Origin of the sequence: Cypionkella sp. (genome assembly GCF_034376685.1) — a bacterium.
Lineage (GTDB): Bacteria > Pseudomonadota > Alphaproteobacteria > Rhodobacterales > Rhodobacteraceae > Cypionkella.
The window spans coordinates 17,122-33,541 of sequence record NZ_JAXMJJ010000083.1; the positions used below are offsets into that span (position 1 = coordinate 17,122).

Here is a 16,420-nt window from a genome sequence, read left to right on the forward strand (position 1 = left end):
TAACAAACCCTGAACGACCCCCAGCTAACCCCTTGATTTCACATAAACCGAAAACCTGCCACGCGTGGACAGATCAAATCCCCAACCGATCAAACGCCGCATCGAGCAGCCCCCAATCCTCAATCCGCAGCCGCACCGGCAAGGTCAAAACCCGCGACCGGAACGCCTCGGGCAGCCGCACCGCATCCTTCTCCGTCGTCACCAACTGCGCCCCTTTGGCGAAGGCCTCGATCTCCAACCGGGTCAGCAACGCCTCTGACAGCGGCTGATGATCGTCCAAAGCCTCGCCCCGCACCACCACCGCGCCCTCTCCCCGCAGGGTCGCAAAGAACTTCTCCGGCCGCCCGATGCCCGCAAAAGCCAGCACCCGCTCGCCCGCCCAGCCCATCCCCATCGCCAGCACCTCCAGCCGCCCGCGCAGCAAAGCCACGCCCGAGACCTCGAAGGCGCCACCAATCGCCAGCACAAAATCCGCCCGCTTCAGCCCCACATCAGCAGGCTCACGCAGCGGCCCCGCCGGAATACAGCGCCCATTACCAAACCCCACCGCCGCATCGACCACCACAAGCGACAGATCCTTCGCCACCGATGGGTTCTGAAACCCATCGTCTAGCAGAATCACATCAACCCCCGCAGCCTCCGCCGCCTTCACCCCTGCGGCGCGATCTTTCGCGACCCAGACCTCACAAAACGCCGCCAACAACAGCGGCTCGTCCCCGACCTGATCAGCCCGATGCCGCACGGCATCCACCCGCACCGGCCCGCTCAAACTCCCGCCATGCCCCCGGCTGACCACCGCCACGCGGCGGCCCCGCGCGACCAGTCTTTCAACCAAAGCAATCGCCGCCGGCGTCTTCCCTGTCCCACCAGCGTTGATATTGCCGATGCAGATCACTGGCACGCGCGCCTTATAGCCCGCCTGCCGCAACCGCCGCGCCGTGGCAGCCGCGTAAATCCAGCCGAGCGGAGCCAAAACCCGCGCCCAAATCCCCGGCCGCTCGGGCGGATAAGACCAAAACCCCGGCGCGCGCATCAGCTTCCCCCATCCAGCACACCGCGCGCAAAATCGACCACGCGATCCGTCACCTCAACCCCATCCGAGGCCAAGGCCCAGGCCGACTGCGCCAGCCGTGCCGCCCGGTCCGGGGCCAGAAGATCGCTCAGCGCATCGCCAAGATCGCCCGCAGAGCCCACCGCCCGCGCCGCCTGCGCCGCTCCCAAACGACCAAAAACCGAGCCATAGCCCCCCGGCCTTGGCCCATAAACAATCGCGGACCCTAGGGCCGCAGGCTCCATCGGGTTGCGCGCGCAGCCCTCGCCCAAAAGCGATCCGCCCATATAGCTGACCGGGGCCAACCGATACCACAGTCCATATTCTACAGCGCTATCAGGGATATAGACCTCGGTTTCGGCATCCGGTTCCTGCTCCAGACTGCGCTGCGCCACCGTCCAGCCCTCAGATGCCTCCATGAAAGCCGCCAACTCCGCTGCCCGTGCCGGATCCTGCGGCACCAGAATAAGCAACAACCGATGCGCCAGCCGCAGGGCCGAGCGATGCGCCGCAATTACCGCCGCTTCTTCCGCCGCAGGCACGTCCGCAGCCAGCCAAACCGGGCGGGTCGCCATCAATCCGGCCAGCATCGCGCGTTCGGGTTCGTGATAGGGCAGCGCGGCGGACGGCTCTTCCATCCGCCCCGAAACGACGACTTCTGCCGCCCCCGCACGCCGGAACGCCCGCGCTGCGGCCTCATCCACCGCCAGCACCTGACCGATGGATTGCAGCGCCGCCCGCATCAGCCCCGGATACCAACCCTCACGGCCCTTCACGATATAGGGCGCGCGCGCGTCCACCATGATCACCGGAAGACGCTGCTCGGCCGCCTCAAACAGCAGAGCCGGGCGCAATTCGCCTTCGGCCATGACCGCCAGCGCCGGGGCCCAATGCGCCAAAAACGCCTTGGTTTCGGCAGGCGTATCAAGGGGCGGGCGCTGATGCAGCATGCCGAAGGTCAGCGGCACCTCCTCAGGGCAGGTCAACAGCACCGTCACATCCAGTTCCACCACCAGCCGCAAGGCAAGTTGCCGCAACCCGCGCGAGCAGCCAACCTCTGCCGCATGCAGCCAGATCAGATCGCCCGGCGGTCGGGCGGGCCGTGCCGGTGTAGGCTCGCTCAGCCGCCGTCCCGTTAAGTTGTAAAGCGTGCGGCCAAGCGATAATGCCATAAAAAACGGTCGCTTACGCGCCCATCTCCTCGGTTGCAGAGGCCGGATTGCCCTCTTCCCGCAAGCGGTGAATATTGGCGATGTAATAGCGCATATGGGCGTTATCCACCGTGCGCTGCGCTTCGGCCTTCCAGGCCGAAAACGCTGTGGCATAGTCGGGATACATACCAACGATGTGAATCTGGCTGACATCCTTGAAGATGTTCTTTTGCGGGCTGACGAGTTCGCCGCCAAACACAAGATGAAGACGCTGCGCCATGCTGGAAATCCTATTGCTGCACCGCCGCGCAGGGTAACGGGTGCAGGGGCGCGGTTCAAGGGCGGTCACACGGACGTGCGGCCGTTGCGAAGGCCTCACCGACCGATCATCCTGACCCTGAGGCAGGCGGTGTGATGCCCGAAAGCGTTTAAGCGAGGGCGGCTTTGACCGCAATTGTGAGGGCAGAAGCGGACGGTCTGGTGACCCAGAAAGGGTTAACACCAGCTGAATGCAAAAACCTAAGCCGTTGAAATGATGTCACCAGAAACACGGTCCACGCGGGGACCGCGTCTCAGTTGAACCGATTGTCGCGCGGAAAGCCCCGAGGTGCCATCCGCCCCGCCGAGGCCCGCGCGCCGATCCATTCCGCCAGATCGGTCTCGGTCCGGGTCCGCCCCGCCGGATCTTTCCAGGCCAGTCCTGCGGCCAAAACAAAAGTGGTGGCATCCGAAAGCCCGCCATCCTTATACTTTTGCAGCCGCACTCCCTTGCCCTTGGCCATCTCGGGCAGTTCCGCCAGCGGGAACACCAGAACCTTGCGGTTGTCCCCCACCACGGCCACATGATCGCCCACAACCTTACGGCAAATCGCGGTCTTCACGCCCGCGCCAAGGGATAGAACCTGCTTGCCCGCCCGGGTCTGCGCCAGCACCTCATCCGAGGTGACGACAAAGCCATCGCCGGCCGAAGACGCGACCAGCAACTTCTCACCGGGGCGGAAGATTTGCAGGTCCACAATCTCGGAATCATTCGGCAGATCAACCATCAGCCGCACAGGCTCGCCCATGCCGCGCCCACCGGGCAGGTTGACCCCGACCAACGTGTAGAACCGCCCATTCGCGCCGACCAGCAGGATTTTATCGGTGGTCTCGGCATGGAAGGCAAACCGTGCGGTGTCGCCATCTTTGAACTTCTGCTCGGCGGCCAGATCGACGTGGCCCTTCAGCGCCCGGATCCAGCCCATCTGGCTGCAAATCACCGTGATCGGCTCGCGTTCGATCATCGCTTCAAAGCTGACTTCCTCGACCTCGCCCGCCTCGGCAAATGCGGTGCGGCGGCGGCCCAGCACGGTATCCTTGCCAAATTTGCGGCGAATATCGTCAAGTTCGGTGCCGATCTGCTTCCATTGCAGCGCATCGCTTTCCAAAAGGTCAACCAGCCCCGCCCGTTCAGCCATCAAGGCATCGCGCTCGGCCAGCAGTTCCATCTCTTCCAGACGCCGCAACGAGCGCAGGCGCATGTTCAGAATGGCCTCGGTCTGCACCTCGGTCAGCTCACCTTCGCCACCCTTGGCGGGAGGAACATAATCTTTCTCGGACATCGCACGCTTGTGCGGCTTGCCCCAGTGTTCGGCCATCAAAGCGGCCTTGGGATCATCATCGTAACGGATGATGTCGATCACGCGATCAAGGTTCAGGAAGGTGATGATGAAGCCTTCCAGCACCTCAAGCCGGTGGTCGATCTTCTCCATCCGGTGCTGGCTGCGGCGTTTCAGAACGTCGCGGCGGTGGTCAAGGAACGCCCGCAAAACCTCTTTCAGGCTGCACACCTTCGGCACCCGGCCATCAATCAGCACGTTCATGTTCAGACTGAACCGCGCCTCCAGATCCGAGGATTTGAACAGCGCGCCCATCAGCATATCGGCCTCAACCGTGCGTGAGCGCGGCTCTAGCACGATGCGGATATCGTCGGCGGATTCGTCGCGCACATCAGCCAGCAAGGGGATCTTCTTGGTCTGGATCAGTTCGGCCAGCTTTTCGATCAGCTTGGATTTCTGCACCTGATACGGGATCTCGGTGATGATGATCTGCCAAGTGCCACGGCCCAAATCCTCGACATGCCATTTCGCACGGGTGCGGAAGGAACCCCGCCCGGTGCGATAGGCTTCCAGCATGGTTGCGCGTGGCTCGATCATCACGCCGCCGGTGGGGAAATCCGGGCCGGGGATGATATCGACCAAAGCCTCATCGGTGATCGCTGGGTCAGCCATCATGGCGTGACAGCCAAGGATCAGTTCTTCAAGGTTGTGCGGCGGGATGTTAGTGGCCATGCCGACCGCAATACCCGACGAGCCGTTGGCCAGCAGGTTCGGGAAAGCAGCGGGCATCACCACCGGCTCTTCCAGCGTGCCATCGTAGTTCGGCCGGAAATCGACAGCGTTTTCAGTGAGACCTTCCATCAGGGTCTCGGCAATCGCGGTCAGGCGGGCTTCGGTATAGCGCGAGGCCGCCGGGTTATCGCCGTCGATGTTGCCGAAGTTGCCTTGGCCATCGACCAGCGGATAGCGCACGTTGAAATCCTGCGCCAAGCGCGCCATCGCGTCATAAATCGCGCTATCGCCGTGCGGGTGATAGTTTCCCATCACATCGCCGGATATTTTTGCAGACTTACGGAACCCGCCGGTCGCAGAAAGCTTTAGCTCTCGCATAGCGTAGAGGATACGGCGATGAACCGGTTTCAGGCCATCACGCGCATCGGGCAAGGCCCGGTGCATGATGGTCGACAAAGCATAGGTGAGATAGCGCTCGCCAATCGCGCGGGCCAAAGGCTCGGCGAGGGTAACGGGCTCCATCTTGGGGTCATCTTCGGTATCGGACATGAATGTGGTGTAGTGCGGGGCCTCGGTCTGGTCCAGCCGGAAAACGCAAGTGTTGGTGCCCTGCGGCAGGGTTTGGGGGGAAGAATCGCTACTTTTCCCACCCAAAATCGGGTAGGATCATGCTATGGCTGCTGCTATTCGGTGGAGTGCCTGTGCCATGTTTAAGCTGACTTTTTTCCTTTGTGCGGGACTTTTTACAGCGATGTATATTGGCGGCGCTGATCGCGGTCAGCAGCGCTTTGGCTTGATCGAAAAGTCGCCTGTTGTCGCAGCGCCTGTGGTTGAAGCCCCCGTGATCGTTGCAGATATGCCCGAGGCTACTTTTGCGCCTGCGGCCATACCGGTCAGCGAGGCTGCTTTTGTGCCCGATGCGCCGTTGATGATCACGCCCGCCGTGGCGGAAGCCGCGCCAGTGCCCGCAGTGGCAGAACCTGCGGCGTTCGAGCAGGGTTTGATCATGGTGGTGAACACGAAATCCGCCAATCTGCGCTCTGGCCCCGGCAAGGATTATGCTGTTGTCGGACGGCTGACGCGCGGTGAGGCTGTGCTGGTGATCGCTCAAGATGAAGGCCGCGACGGCTGGTCGCTGATCCGAATCGAAGGCGACGGGGCAGAGGGATATATCGCCACACGCTTGCTGATCGAGTGATCACAGGCGTGTTTTCAACGCAAAGCCCGCCTTTCAACAGAATGATTGTCGAATGCTGCCGCAGCACATAGGAAGGGGAAAACCCAAAAAGGGCAGCAGGCATGGAACGCACGATTCTGATTACGGGATGCTCTTCGGGCATTGGTCTTGACGCGGCCCGAGGCCTGCGCGCCAGAGGTTGGCGGGTGTTTGCTACCTGCAGGCAAGAACCTGACTGCGAACGTCTGCGCGCCGAGGGGCTGGAAAGCTTCGTGCTGGATTATGCCGATGAGGCAAGTGTTGAGGCTGCCGTAGCCGAGGTGGTCGTGCGCACCGAGGGCAAGTTGGATGCCTTGTATAATAACGGCGCTTTCGCGTGCCCCGGCGCGGTCGAAGATCTGCCGCGCGGTGCGTTGCGCGCGATTTTTGAGACCAACCTGTTCGGCTATCACGACCTGACGCGCCGGGTGATCCCCTTGATGCGCGCGCAAGGTGGCGGACGGATTATCAACTGTTCCTCGGTGCTTGGCCTCGTCGCGCTGAAATGGCGCGGCGCTTATGTGGCGACGAAATTCGCCATGGAGGGGCTGACCGATGTGCTGCGGATTGAGATGGCAGATACGGGCATCAAGGTGATCTTGATCGAGCCGGGGCCGATTGGAACATCCATCCGCGAGAAAGCGATTCCGCATTTTGAGCGCTGGATTGATTGGGAAAACTCCGCGCGCGCGGCCGAATATGCATCATTGCGCGGGCGGCTTTATGAAGCTGGTCCTAAGGATCGCTGGGAGTTGCCTGCCTCAGCCGTAACCGAAAAGCTGATCCACGCGCTGGAATCAGCCCGCCCCAAGGCGCGGTATTATGTCACAACGCCGACGCATCTGATGGGCTTTGCGCGGAGGATTCTGCCGACCCGTGTATTGGATTGGCTGATCGCCAAGGGTTAGCTTGCGTTTTCCGGTTCGCTTTTTCCCGCCAAACGCCTAAATCAGGGCAAAGCGAAAGGAGCCTTCCATGCTCAGCGACCCGATTTTCATCCTTGGCGTGCTTGCCTGTTTTGCCGTGCTGATCATTCTGATGATCGGCATCGGCAGCTTTGCCAAAGGTGGCGAGTTCAACCGCAAACACTCCAACCGCCTGATGCGCTACCGGATTATCGCGCAGGCCGGGGCGGTCATCATCATCGTCGGCTTCGCCTATTATCGCAGCCGAGGGGGCAACTGATGGTCGTTCTGTCGAAGATTTATACCAAAACCGGCGATAAGGGCGAAACGGCCCTGGGCAATGGCGCGCGGGTGGCGAAACACTCGGCGCGGGTCAGCGCCTATGGCACGGTGGATGAGACCAACGCCACCGTAGGGCTGGCGCGGCAGCATTCTGTCGGCGAAATGGACGCAGCCTTGCAGCGGATTTCCAACGATCTGTTCGATCTGGGCGCGGATCTTTGCACCCCGGATATGGAGAACGACGCCGAAGCCCCCTACCCGCGCCTGCGGATGATCGCGGCGCAAGTGGCGCGGCTCGAGGCGGAAATTGACGTGATGAACGCCCGTTTGACGCCCTTGCGCAGCTTTATTCTGCCAGGTGGATCGGCCCTCGCCGCCCAACTGCACCTCTGTCGGACGGTCAGCCGCCGGGCCGAACGGTTGGTGGTGGAACTGGCGGCCTCCGAGGCGGTGAATCCTGAAGCGGTGAAATACCTCAACCGTCTGTCGGACTGGTTCTTTGTCGCAGGCCGCATCGCCAATAATGACGGCCGCGACGACGTGCTCTGGGTGCCCGGCCTCACGCGTTAGACGCGACGTCTGACCGCGCTATTTCGTCGGTTTTGGTCTGTTACCGACGCGCTCAACCATATATGACGGCTGCGAGAGCTTGGGCGGCCTTCGGGCCATTGAACGGAGATATGCGCGATGAAGGTTCTTGTACCTGTCAAACGTGTGATCGACTACAACGTGAAAGTGCGCGTGAAAGCGGACGGTTCCGGGGTTGATCTGGCCAATGTGAAAATGTCGATGAACCCGTTTGACGAGATCGCTGTCGAAGAAGCGATCCGGCTGAAGGAAAAGGGTGTCGCGACCGAAGTGGTGGTTGTCTCCATCGGCGTCAAACAATCGCAGGAAACCTTGCGCACCGCTTTGGCGATGGGCGCGGACCGCGCCATCCTGATTGAGGCCACCGACAACGTGCATACCGATATCGAGCCGCTTTCGGTCGCCAAGCTGTTGGCCGCTGTGGTCAAGGAAGAAGCCCCCGGTATCGTGCTCTGCGGCAAGCAAGCCATTGATAACGATATGAATGCAACCGGGCAGATGCTGTCGGCTCTGCTGGGTTGGTCTCAGGCGACCTTCGTGTCGGAACTGACGATTGACGGTGACAAAGCTGTCGTCACCCGCGAAGTCGACGGCGGTTTGCAGACGATTTCGGTGAAGATGCCGACCATTGTTTCGGTCGATTTGCGTTTGAACGAGCCGCGCTATGCAAGCTTGCCGAACATCATGAAAGCCAAGGCCAAGCCGCTGGCGATCAAAACCCCGGCTGATTTCGGTGTGGATGTGGCCCCGCGCCTGAGCATTGTGAAAACCGTGGAGCCCGCAGGCCGTAAGGCAGGCGTCAAAGTGGGCTCGGTCGACGAGCTGATCGCGAAACTTAAAGACGAAGCGGGGGTGATCTGATGGCCGTTCTGCTGATTGCTGATGTAAACGAAGGCGCTTTGGCGACCGACGCTGTTGCAAAGACCCTTGCTGCTGTTGCTTCGCTGGGCGACGTGCATGTGCTGGTGGCGGGTACGGGTGGCGATGCTGCTGCTGCAGAAGCTGCAAAATTGTCCGGCGTTTCTAAAGTGTTGTTCGCCGATGATCCCGCCTATAGCCACGGCATGGCGGAATCGACCGCCGCTTTGGTGGTGTCGCTGGCGGGGGGCTATAGCCACATCTGCGGTGCCGCCACTGCGTTCAATAAGAACGTGTTGCCCCGCGTGGCCGCGCTGCTTGACGTGATGGTGATCTCGGATGCCACCGCTGTGATCGACGCCGATACATTCGAGCGCCCGATCTACGCAGGCAACGCCGTGCAAACCGTGAAATCGGCGGATACCAAGAAGGTGTTCACCGTCCGCACCGCGACTTTCACGGCTGTAGAGTCGACCGGCTCAGCGGCTGTTGAGAAAATCGGTGGGCCGGGTGAGGCTGGGCTTTCGGCTTGGGTTGAGGATAAAACCGCAACTTCGGATCGCCCGGAACTGACCTCGGCGGGTATCGTGGTGTCGGGTGGCCGTGGTGTTGGTTCGAAAGAAAGCTTCGATCTGATCGAAAAGCTGGCTGACAAACTCGGCGCTGCCGTTGGCGCGTCGCGTGCGGCAGTCGACAGTGGCTACGCGCCGAACGATTGGCAAGTGGGTCAGACCGGCAAAGTTGTGGCACCGCAGCTTTACGTCGCGGTCGGGATTTCTGGCGCTATTCAACACCTTGCCGGGATGAAGGACAGCAAAGTCATCGTCGCGATCAACAAGGACGAAGAAGCCCCGATCTTCCAGGTGGCGGATTACGGTCTGGTTGGCGATTTGTTCACCGTTGTGCCAGAACTGATCGAAAAGCTGTAAGCTTTCGGAAATCGAGTTGGAAAGGGCGCCTTGCGGCGCCCTTTTTCATATCAGCCGGTGGATGGCAGGCATCAGCAGATCGGCAACCTCTTGATGTGCCGCTGGCCCGGGCAATCCGGCGGCGGCGGGGGCCTCCATCGGGGCGAAGGCCATGCCATCGACGCCTTGCGACAGCGCCTCCGGGCTGAACACCGCCTCGATATAGGCTGCGACAGGCGCACGGATCGCTTTGATCATCTCACTGTCGATCAGCAGGGGATTGTGCGCCAGATCAACCCTGCGGGTCGGTGACGGCGGTGGTTGATCCGATACCCAGAGCAGAATCACCCGCCGCCCCAAGCGCGACAGCAACAGCTTCATCCGCGTCACCCAAGCCGCCCGTAGCTCTTCCGCCACCACCTCAAACTTATCCCCCGAAGCGCTTTGCAACGACATCAGCATATGCCGGGTGAAGTTGAACTCGGTGAAATCCACCCGTGGGAAGATCGCGCGCAGCAGGGGCGTGGCCCCCAGAAACCGATCATTGCGGCGCGGATGCACGGCGTAATAGCGGTTTGACAGGTTTTGCGCGCCCAGGATCTGCACCACAGTCACCGAGGCTTGGGCGGCGATCTGTGTCACAGCACCCTCATTCAGAAACACATCCGGCCCTGCATTCATGCAGCCCAGATTGGCCACCGGAAGCCCCAGTTGCCGCTCTATCAGATCCGGGAACGGCAGCGGCACGAACTTGCCATACGTCTCTGTCCCGCCCAGAACTGCGACATAGGCCCGGTCAATATCGCGCCTCGGCCCGCGGAACAAAACCCGAGAGCTGCCATACCGGCATGGAAAATAGTCCAGCGACCCCTCGCCGGGAAACACATAAGCCATGAAGCCCACCCAATCGTCTTAACACCCAAGACCGACTTTGCCCGAATCGCCTTTCCAAATCGCTAAAGCGCGGATTTGTGGCAAATGTTTCGCAACCGCCGCAGGGTTGCGCCCGCCCCCCTTGGCTGCGTAAGGTGCCGCACGACAGCATGAGGGGCGTTGGTATGGAAATCCGGTCGGTGGGCATTGTTGGGGCGGGGCAGATGGGCAATGGGATTGCGCATGTGTTCGCGATGGCCGGATATGATGTGCTGCTGAACGATGTGAACCCCGAGATGCTAGGCAAGGCAATCGCCACAATCGACAAGAACATGGAGCGGCAGGTGTCGCGCGGCAAGCTCGCAGCCGAGGAAAAGGCCGCCGCGATGGCGCGGATCAAGACCACGGCGGTGCTGGCGGATCTGGGGCCGCTGGATCTGGTGATTGAGGCTGCCACCGAAAAGGAAGCCATCAAGAACGCGATCTTTGACGGGCTGCTGCCGCATCTGGCGCCTCAGACGATTCTGACCTCGAACACCTCGTCGATCTCGATCACCCGGCTGGCCAGCCGGACGGATCGGCCGGAGAAGTTCATGGGCTTTCACTTCATGAACCCGGTGCCGGTGATGCAGCTGGTGGAGCTGATCCGGGGCATCGCGACCGATAAAGAGACCTATGATACCCTGCTCGCCGTGGTGGGAAAGCTGGGCAAGACGGCGGCGAGTGCTGAGGATTTCCCGGCCTTCATCGTCAACCGGATCTTGATGCCGATGATCAACGAGGCGGTTTATACGCTGTATGAAGGCGTGGGATCGGTGAAGTCGATTGATGAGTCGTTGAAACTGGGGGCCAATCATCCGATGGGGCCGCTGGAGCTGGCGGATTTTATCGGGCTGGATACCTGCCTTGCGATCATGAATGTGCTGCATGACGGGCTCGGGGATACCAAGTATCGGCCTTGCCCGCTGTTGTCGAAATATGTCGAGGCGGGATGGTTGGGCCGGAAAACCCAGCGCGGGTTTTATGATTATCGCGGTGAGGTGCCGGTTCCGACGCGGTGATCTGTCCACGCGTGGACAAAATCACGGCATAACGAAATCAATGGGTTACAGGGGTGGCATTCACGAAGTCTTAACACTTCCGCTGCCAAACCGCCCGTTTCCCCCAAGACAAACCTTACGGCTTTTTGCCCAAATCCAGCGTGTGTTGGCGCAGCCATGCAAGGAAACCGCGCGGGTTGCCGTCCCATTTTTCCAACTCGGAAGCCGGGATCGGCGCACCGATATAGGGGCGCTGCGGCTTGAACAGCGCGCGCTTGATCTCATACAGCAGCAGACCCTGCCGCAGCGTATCTGACAGCTTGTTGGCGATCAGGAAGGTGCGCGAATTCTGCCCGGTGAAGTGGATCGGCAGGATCGTCGCCCCCGAGCGCTGGATCATCTTATGGGTGAAGACGTTCCATTCAGCCTCAATCGCCGGACCAAAGAAGCCTTCCGACATCGCCACCTTGCCCGCCGGGAACACGATGATCACGCCGCCGGCTTTCAGATGCGCCATCGTCTCATTGCGCATCTGCAGGCCCAGTTCGCGGGCGTTTTCTTCGTGTGGAAACGGCACGGGAATCATGAATTCGGCAACTTCGGGGATTCCGGTCAGCAGGCTGCGGGTGAGAATCTTGAAATCAGCCCGCACCCGGTTGACCATTTCCGCCATGATCATGCCATCCACCAAGCCATGCGGATGGTTGGCCACCACCACCAACGGCCCGGTTGGGGGAATCAGTGCGATCTCGTCTGCAGGGGTATCAATGCGGATGCCCATCTGCTTGATGGCTTTCGGCCAGAACGGTGAGCCAAACGGCGCGCCCGAGCGTTCAAAATCGCGGATCAGCCGCAGCAAAGTGATCTTCGCCGTCAGCCATTCAATCGCGCGAATCGTGCCTGCCTTGAAAGGATTGCTGAAGGTGCCCGCATAGGACAGCCGCCGCATGTCATATTCGCGCTTGGCCGTGGTCGGGCCCGCGATGACGGTCTCTGTCTGTGGCGTGTCTGTCACGAAGCCTAAGCCTTCCCCGTCCCGCGCCTCAGAAGTCTTCCCCGAAGCGATTGGCCACCAGTGCCGCCAGAGCCTCGGCAAGTGCCGCTGCGGCTGGCCCGCTGGTAGAGACCTCAATAGAGGTTCCGCGTGAGGCTGCCAACATCAAAAGCCCCATGATACTGTCGCCTGACACGGTCATTCCGTCTTTGGTGACCTGTGCCGCTGCGTCAAATTCCTCAACCACCTCAACGAATTTTGCCGAGGCTCGGGCATGCAGGCCCTTTTCGTTGACGATATGCAGCGTTTGTGCGGCCATTTGTTCAGGCCCCCCCGCCCAGATCCAGCGAATTGATGTATTTTCGGCCCGCTTCCAGTGCTGCCGCAACGGCCTCTGTCACCGGAAGTTCGCGGGATTTTGCCAGCTTGATCAGCATCGGCAGGTTCGCGCCGTAGATGATGCGGCGTTCAGACGCCGCGCAGGCCATCAGCGACAGATTCGACGGCGAGCCGCCAAACATGTCGGTCACCATCACCACGCCCTGGCCCTGATCAACCGCATCAGCGGCCTCACAAATCTCGCGCTGTTTGGCGCTGCGGTCATGGTCATCCTCAATCGCAATCGCCCGCATGGAGGTCTGCGGACCAACCACGTGTTCGACCGCGGAAAGATATTCCCGCGCCAAGCCGCCATGTGCCACGATCACGATACCGATCACGCGTGTCTTACCTCGACCCTACGGCAGGCAAAGTAGCTGCCCTGCGTTCCAATTCCCGATGCCGTTTTGACACCGGCCAGCCCGCTTCTGCAAGCACCTTGCCGAGTTTTTCTGCAACTGCAACAGAGCGGTGTTGCCCCCCGGTGCAGCCGAAGCCAATCGAAAGATGCGCCTTGCCCTCTGCAAGATGGGCCGGAAGTAGCATCAAAACAAGACCCTGCAACCTGTGGAAGAAATCGACAAACCGCGGGTCGGTTTCGATATAGGCCGCCACCGCCGGATCGCGGCCGTCTTTGTCGCGCAGATCGGCTTGCCAGTAGGGATTCGACAGAAAACGGCAGTCAAACACCATATCAAGGCCGCGCGGCAAGCCACGCTTGTAGCTGAAGGACTGCACCGAAACCGCCATATGTTCCGTTGCGTCACGATCAAACCAGTGCCCGATCTCGGCCTTCAGATCATGCGGCGACATCTCGGTGGTGTCGATCAGATGGTCGGCGCGCACGCGCACCGGGGCCAGCAGATCAATCTCGCGCGCGATGCCCTCGGTCGGGGTTTCCATCGGGGCTAGCGGATGGCGACGGCGGGTTTGCGAGTAGCGCCGGATCAATTCGCTGGGGTCGCAATCCAGATAAATCAGGTCAAGGCCGACGCGCGGATCACGGGTGAGGGTGTCGATCAGTTCGATCAACGCGGTGGCGTTGAAATCGCGGTTGCGCACGTCCAGACCCAGCGCGATGGGGCGGCCAAGGCTGGGGCCGTCGATCAGCCGCGGCACCAGACTGAGCGGAAGGTTGTCGATCACCTCAAAGCCCAGATCCTCCAGCGCGTGGATGGCCGTGGACCTGCCGGCGCCCGAGGGGCCGGTGATCAGCACCAGCTGATGCTCTGGTCCAGCTTCGGGATGCCCCGTTTCGGAATCAACTGTCACGTCTGCCTCATTCCAGCCTTGTCCCCTTCAGATAGCACAAGACCGAAGCTGGAAAATGGTTGCTTTGCGCGCCGAGGACAAGGGGAAGCTGCACGCCCAGCAAAGATGTGATGCGTTTGGGCGGCAGGCGGTGGGTTTCGGTTTGGTCAAGATCGACAACAAGGGTGATTGTGGCCTGGGCGCGCGCCGGGGAGTGCAGCAGGCCGATGCCACGGGCTTCGATCATGCCGGACAACTGCGGCGGGCAGCTGGCGATAAGCTGTTGGTCTTGCAGGGTGATTCGGGTCTGATCATCGGCGATCAGGCTGGCGCCATAGCCGATCAGTTGCAGCGCCAGCGCGGATTTTCCTGTGCCCGAAGCGCCGGTGATCAACACGCAGCGCCCGTCCACCGCCACACAACTGGCGTGTAGCAGCTGGGTCGTCACACCGGCAGACCGACCACAAACCGCGCCCCGAGCGGATCAGAGGTGGGGTCAGCGTTGGTCGGGCGGATGTTTTCAGCCCAGATCACGCCGCCATGCGCCTCAACGATTTGCTTCGAGATCGACAGGCCAAGGCCGGAATTGTTACCGAAATGCGTCGGCGGGCGGTCGGAATAAAACCGTTTGAACACTTTGGTCAGCGCCTGTTCCGGGATGCCCGGCCCGGTGTCTTCCACCACGATCAACACGCGGTTTTCCCGCCTGCGCGCCCAGACCCGCACCGCATCGCCATCATCGCAAAACGACACGGCATTGGTGATCAGGTTGACAAACACCTGTGCGAGACGGCCCTCAAGCCCGTGGATCTTGATCGCCTCGGTCGGGAAATCGGTAATGAATTCAACGTTCTTCTCGCGCGCCTGATCACCAAGATATTCGGTGAGGTTGGCGAGGGTTTTGACGAGGTTGAACTCCTCCTCTTCCTCTTTCACCAATTCACTGTCGAGACGCGAGGCGTTGGAGATGTCGCTGACCAAGCGATCCAAGCGGCGCACATCATGCTCGATCACGTTCAACAGCTTTTCGCGATGCTCTTCCTTCTTGACCATCCGCATCGAGCCGACAGCCGAGCGCAACGACGCCAACGGGTTCTTGATTTCATGCGCCACATCCGCCGCGAACTGTTCATTCGCGTCGATGCGGTCGTAAAGCGCCGCCACCATGCCACGCATCGCCACCGACAAACGGCCAATCTCATCCGGGCGGGCGGCAAGATCAGGGATTCGCACCCGACCGGGCGACATTTTGCGCGCGTCGCGGTCGCGGCCCAATTCTGCGGCCGCTGCCAGATCCGACAGTGGATTTGCGATGGTCGAGGCCAGCACCAGCGACAAGCCGATGGAAACCAGCAGTGCTATCACGAACATTTGCAGGATCTGCTCGCGCTCATAGCTCACCAGACGGTCAATCTCACCCTCTGCCGAGGTCAGCACCACGGCACCGATCACCACGCCGCCCTGCAGCACCGGGCTTGCGACCGAAAACTGCGCGCCACCGTCCACGCCGCGCCCGGTGTTCACCGCCACATCGCCCGTCAGCGCACGGGGATAGAGATCACGCGCCAAGGTCTCGCCAGTGGCGGTGGTCCGCGTGCGATTATCGGCCCCCAAAAGGCCCGAGACCGCCGCCCATATGCCATTGAGAAGATCAGTGATGATGGTCTGGCGCTCATCGCGGACGGCATCGCCGGGACGGGCCTGACCAATGCTGTGCGAAACCAGCTGCCCTTTGGGATCAAAGACAAAAACCTCGACCCCCGGTGCCACAGCCAATCCCGTCAATGTTGTAGGCAGGGTGCCATTGGCGTTGGCGGCAACCGTTTCCACCACATTGGAGATCAACCGCGCCTCTGTCACCAAAGCCTTTTCGCGCTGCAACACCAGACTGTCGCGGAAGGGGTTCATGAACAGAACCCCCGCCACCAAAATCACCAGCGCCATCAGGTTGAACACGATGATCTTGCGCGCCAAAGGCGAGCGGTTCAACGAGACGATGCCGCGCCGCCCTCGCCCTTCGGAAAGCGCGCTGTCAGCGACAACCTCGGGCGAGACCCAGTCTTCGCCCAAAAGCAGCTCACCCGGTTTTTTCGCCGGGGCAGCGGTTTTCATGGATATGTCTGGCGCGGCGGTCATATCTTGGCGGTCATTCTTCGTTGTAACGATACCCAATGCCATACAGCGTTTCGATGGCCGCGAAATCATCATCTACCGAGCGCATTTTCTTGCGCAGGCGCTTGATATGGCTGTCGATGGTGCGGTCATCGACATAGACTTGATCGTCATAGGCCACATCCATCAACTGATCGCGGCTTTTGACAAAACCGGGGCGCTGCGCCAGTGCCTGCAACAGCATGAACTCGGTCACGGTCAGCGAGACATCGCGGCCCTTCCAGGCCACGGAATGCCGCAACGGATCCATGCGCAGATGGCCACGCTCCATAATCTTGGTTTCTTCGGTAACGGCAACCTCGCCGGTGGCAATCGCTTCGTTGCGGCGCAATAGTGCGCGAATGCGCTCGACCAGCAGCCGCTGGCTGAACGGCTTCTTGACGTAATCATCAGCCCCCATCCGCAGCCCCAGCACCTCATCAA

Annotated in this window: 19 protein-coding genes; 7 read left to right on the plus strand and 12 right to left on the minus strand. The window is 61.0% G+C overall.

All coding sequences use genetic code 11. The annotated features are described in order from the left end of the window. Nucleotides 1-73: 73 nt before the first annotated feature. From lpxK to U1A24_RS15945, 4 genes are all read right to left on the minus strand, one after another. Entirely contained in the window at nucleotides 74-1,033 is a 960-nt protein-coding gene (gene lpxK / locus U1A24_RS15930) for a tetraacyldisaccharide 4'-kinase (RefSeq protein ID WP_322322964.1), read from the minus strand. Beyond that, nucleotides 1,033-2,223 carry a 3-deoxy-D-manno-octulosonic acid transferase gene (locus tag U1A24_RS15935; RefSeq protein ID WP_322322965.1) on the minus strand — a complete coding sequence of 397 codons (1,191 nt, stop codon included), beginning with the start codon at nucleotides 2,221-2,223 and terminating at the stop codon, nucleotides 1,033-1,035. The genes lpxK and U1A24_RS15935 overlap by 1 nt, the downstream gene beginning before the upstream one ends. Before the next feature lie 13 nt (nucleotides 2,224-2,236). Continuing rightward, nucleotides 2,237-2,482, minus strand: coding sequence for a DUF4170 domain-containing protein (locus U1A24_RS15940; RefSeq protein ID WP_322322966.1), 246 nt, complete (start codon nucleotides 2,480-2,482; stop codon nucleotides 2,237-2,239). A gap of 292 nt (nucleotides 2,483-2,774) precedes the next feature. Further along, complete coding sequence (locus tag U1A24_RS15945) at nucleotides 2,775-5,081, minus strand: DNA topoisomerase IV subunit A (protein ID WP_322322967.1); 2,307 nt, start codon at nucleotides 5,079-5,081, stop codon at nucleotides 2,775-2,777. Between the two features lie 157 nt (nucleotides 5,082-5,238). Here U1A24_RS15945 and U1A24_RS15950 point away from each other — a divergent pair, with 157 nt between their 5' ends. The 6 genes from U1A24_RS15950 to U1A24_RS15975 all read left to right on the plus strand — a co-directional run bounded on the left by U1A24_RS15950 (nucleotide 5,239) and on the right by U1A24_RS15975 (nucleotide 9,310). Beyond that, a complete protein-coding gene (locus U1A24_RS15950; protein WP_322322968.1) occupies nucleotides 5,239-5,730 on the plus strand; it encodes an SH3 domain-containing protein in 492 nt (163 codons plus the stop codon). 101 nt (nucleotides 5,731-5,831) lie between these two features. After that, nucleotides 5,832-6,656 carry an SDR family oxidoreductase gene (locus tag U1A24_RS15955; RefSeq protein WP_322322969.1) on the plus strand — a complete coding sequence of 275 codons (825 nt, stop codon included), beginning with the start codon at nucleotides 5,832-5,834 and terminating at the stop codon, nucleotides 6,654-6,656. Nucleotides 6,657-6,723: 67 nt separating this feature from the next. Then, the gene (locus U1A24_RS15960; protein ID WP_322322970.1) at nucleotides 6,724-6,933 is read left to right on the plus strand and encodes a twin transmembrane helix small protein; all 210 of its coding nucleotides are present in this window, start codon (nucleotides 6,724-6,726) and stop codon (nucleotides 6,931-6,933) included. After that, on the plus strand, nucleotides 6,933-7,505 hold the full coding sequence (locus tag U1A24_RS15965) for a cob(I)yrinic acid a,c-diamide adenosyltransferase (protein ID WP_322322971.1): 573 nt from the start codon (nucleotides 6,933-6,935) through the stop codon (nucleotides 7,503-7,505). Before U1A24_RS15960 ends, U1A24_RS15965 begins: the two co-directional genes overlap by 1 nt. A gap of 117 nt (nucleotides 7,506-7,622) precedes the next feature. Then, nucleotides 7,623-8,384, plus strand: a complete 762-nt coding sequence (locus U1A24_RS15970; RefSeq protein ID WP_322322972.1) for an electron transfer flavoprotein subunit beta/FixA family protein — start codon at nucleotides 7,623-7,625, stop codon at nucleotides 8,382-8,384. After that, nucleotides 8,384-9,310, plus strand: a complete 927-nt coding sequence (locus U1A24_RS15975; RefSeq protein WP_322322973.1) for an electron transfer flavoprotein subunit alpha/FixB family protein — start codon at nucleotides 8,384-8,386, stop codon at nucleotides 9,308-9,310. Before U1A24_RS15970 ends, U1A24_RS15975 begins: the two co-directional genes overlap by 1 nt. Before the next feature lie 45 nt (nucleotides 9,311-9,355). Here the strand turns inward: U1A24_RS15975 and U1A24_RS15980 are convergent, their stop codons facing one another. Beyond that, a complete protein-coding gene (locus tag U1A24_RS15980) occupies nucleotides 9,356-10,183 on the minus strand; it encodes a DUF6473 family protein (protein WP_322322974.1) in 828 nt (275 codons plus the stop codon). A 164-nt stretch (nucleotides 10,184-10,347) separates the two neighbouring features. Between U1A24_RS15980 and U1A24_RS15985 the strand changes: the two genes are divergently transcribed. After that, the gene (locus U1A24_RS15985) at nucleotides 10,348-11,223 is read left to right on the plus strand and encodes a 3-hydroxybutyryl-CoA dehydrogenase (protein WP_322322975.1); all 876 of its coding nucleotides are present in this window, start codon (nucleotides 10,348-10,350) and stop codon (nucleotides 11,221-11,223) included. Between the two features lie 115 nt (nucleotides 11,224-11,338). Here the strand turns inward: U1A24_RS15985 and U1A24_RS15990 are convergent, their stop codons facing one another. From U1A24_RS15990 to U1A24_RS16020, 7 genes are all read right to left on the minus strand, one after another. Next, nucleotides 11,339-12,217 (minus strand): lysophospholipid acyltransferase family protein, encoded by an 879-nt coding sequence (locus U1A24_RS15990; RefSeq protein ID WP_322322976.1) that lies wholly within the window; start codon nucleotides 12,215-12,217, stop codon nucleotides 11,339-11,341. Nucleotides 12,218-12,245: 28 nt separating this feature from the next. Next, on the minus strand, nucleotides 12,246-12,515 hold the full coding sequence (locus U1A24_RS15995; protein ID WP_322322977.1) for an HPr family phosphocarrier protein: 270 nt from the start codon (nucleotides 12,513-12,515) through the stop codon (nucleotides 12,246-12,248). A gap of 4 nt (nucleotides 12,516-12,519) precedes the next feature. Next, nucleotides 12,520-12,915 carry a PTS fructose transporter subunit IIA gene (locus tag U1A24_RS16000; RefSeq protein WP_322322978.1) on the minus strand — a complete coding sequence of 132 codons (396 nt, stop codon included), beginning with the start codon at nucleotides 12,913-12,915 and terminating at the stop codon, nucleotides 12,520-12,522. A 7-nt stretch (nucleotides 12,916-12,922) separates the two neighbouring features. Further along, nucleotides 12,923-13,846 carry an RNase adapter RapZ gene (rapZ, locus tag U1A24_RS16005; protein ID WP_322322979.1) on the minus strand — a complete coding sequence of 308 codons (924 nt, stop codon included), beginning with the start codon at nucleotides 13,844-13,846 and terminating at the stop codon, nucleotides 12,923-12,925. A 7-nt stretch (nucleotides 13,847-13,853) separates the two neighbouring features. Then, on the minus strand, nucleotides 13,854-14,273 hold the full coding sequence (locus U1A24_RS16010; protein ID WP_322322980.1) for an HPr kinase/phosphatase C-terminal domain-containing protein: 420 nt from the start codon (nucleotides 14,271-14,273) through the stop codon (nucleotides 13,854-13,856). Further along, nucleotides 14,270-15,937: a sensor histidine kinase gene (locus U1A24_RS16015; protein WP_322322981.1), complete on the minus strand. Its 1,668-nt coding sequence runs from the start codon at nucleotides 15,935-15,937 to the stop codon at nucleotides 14,270-14,272. The genes U1A24_RS16010 and U1A24_RS16015 overlap by 4 nt, the downstream gene beginning before the upstream one ends. Nucleotides 15,938-15,971: 34 nt before the next feature. Beyond that, the coding region (locus U1A24_RS16020) for a response regulator transcription factor (protein WP_322322982.1) at nucleotides 15,972-16,420 on the minus strand (449 nt) is incomplete at its 5' end.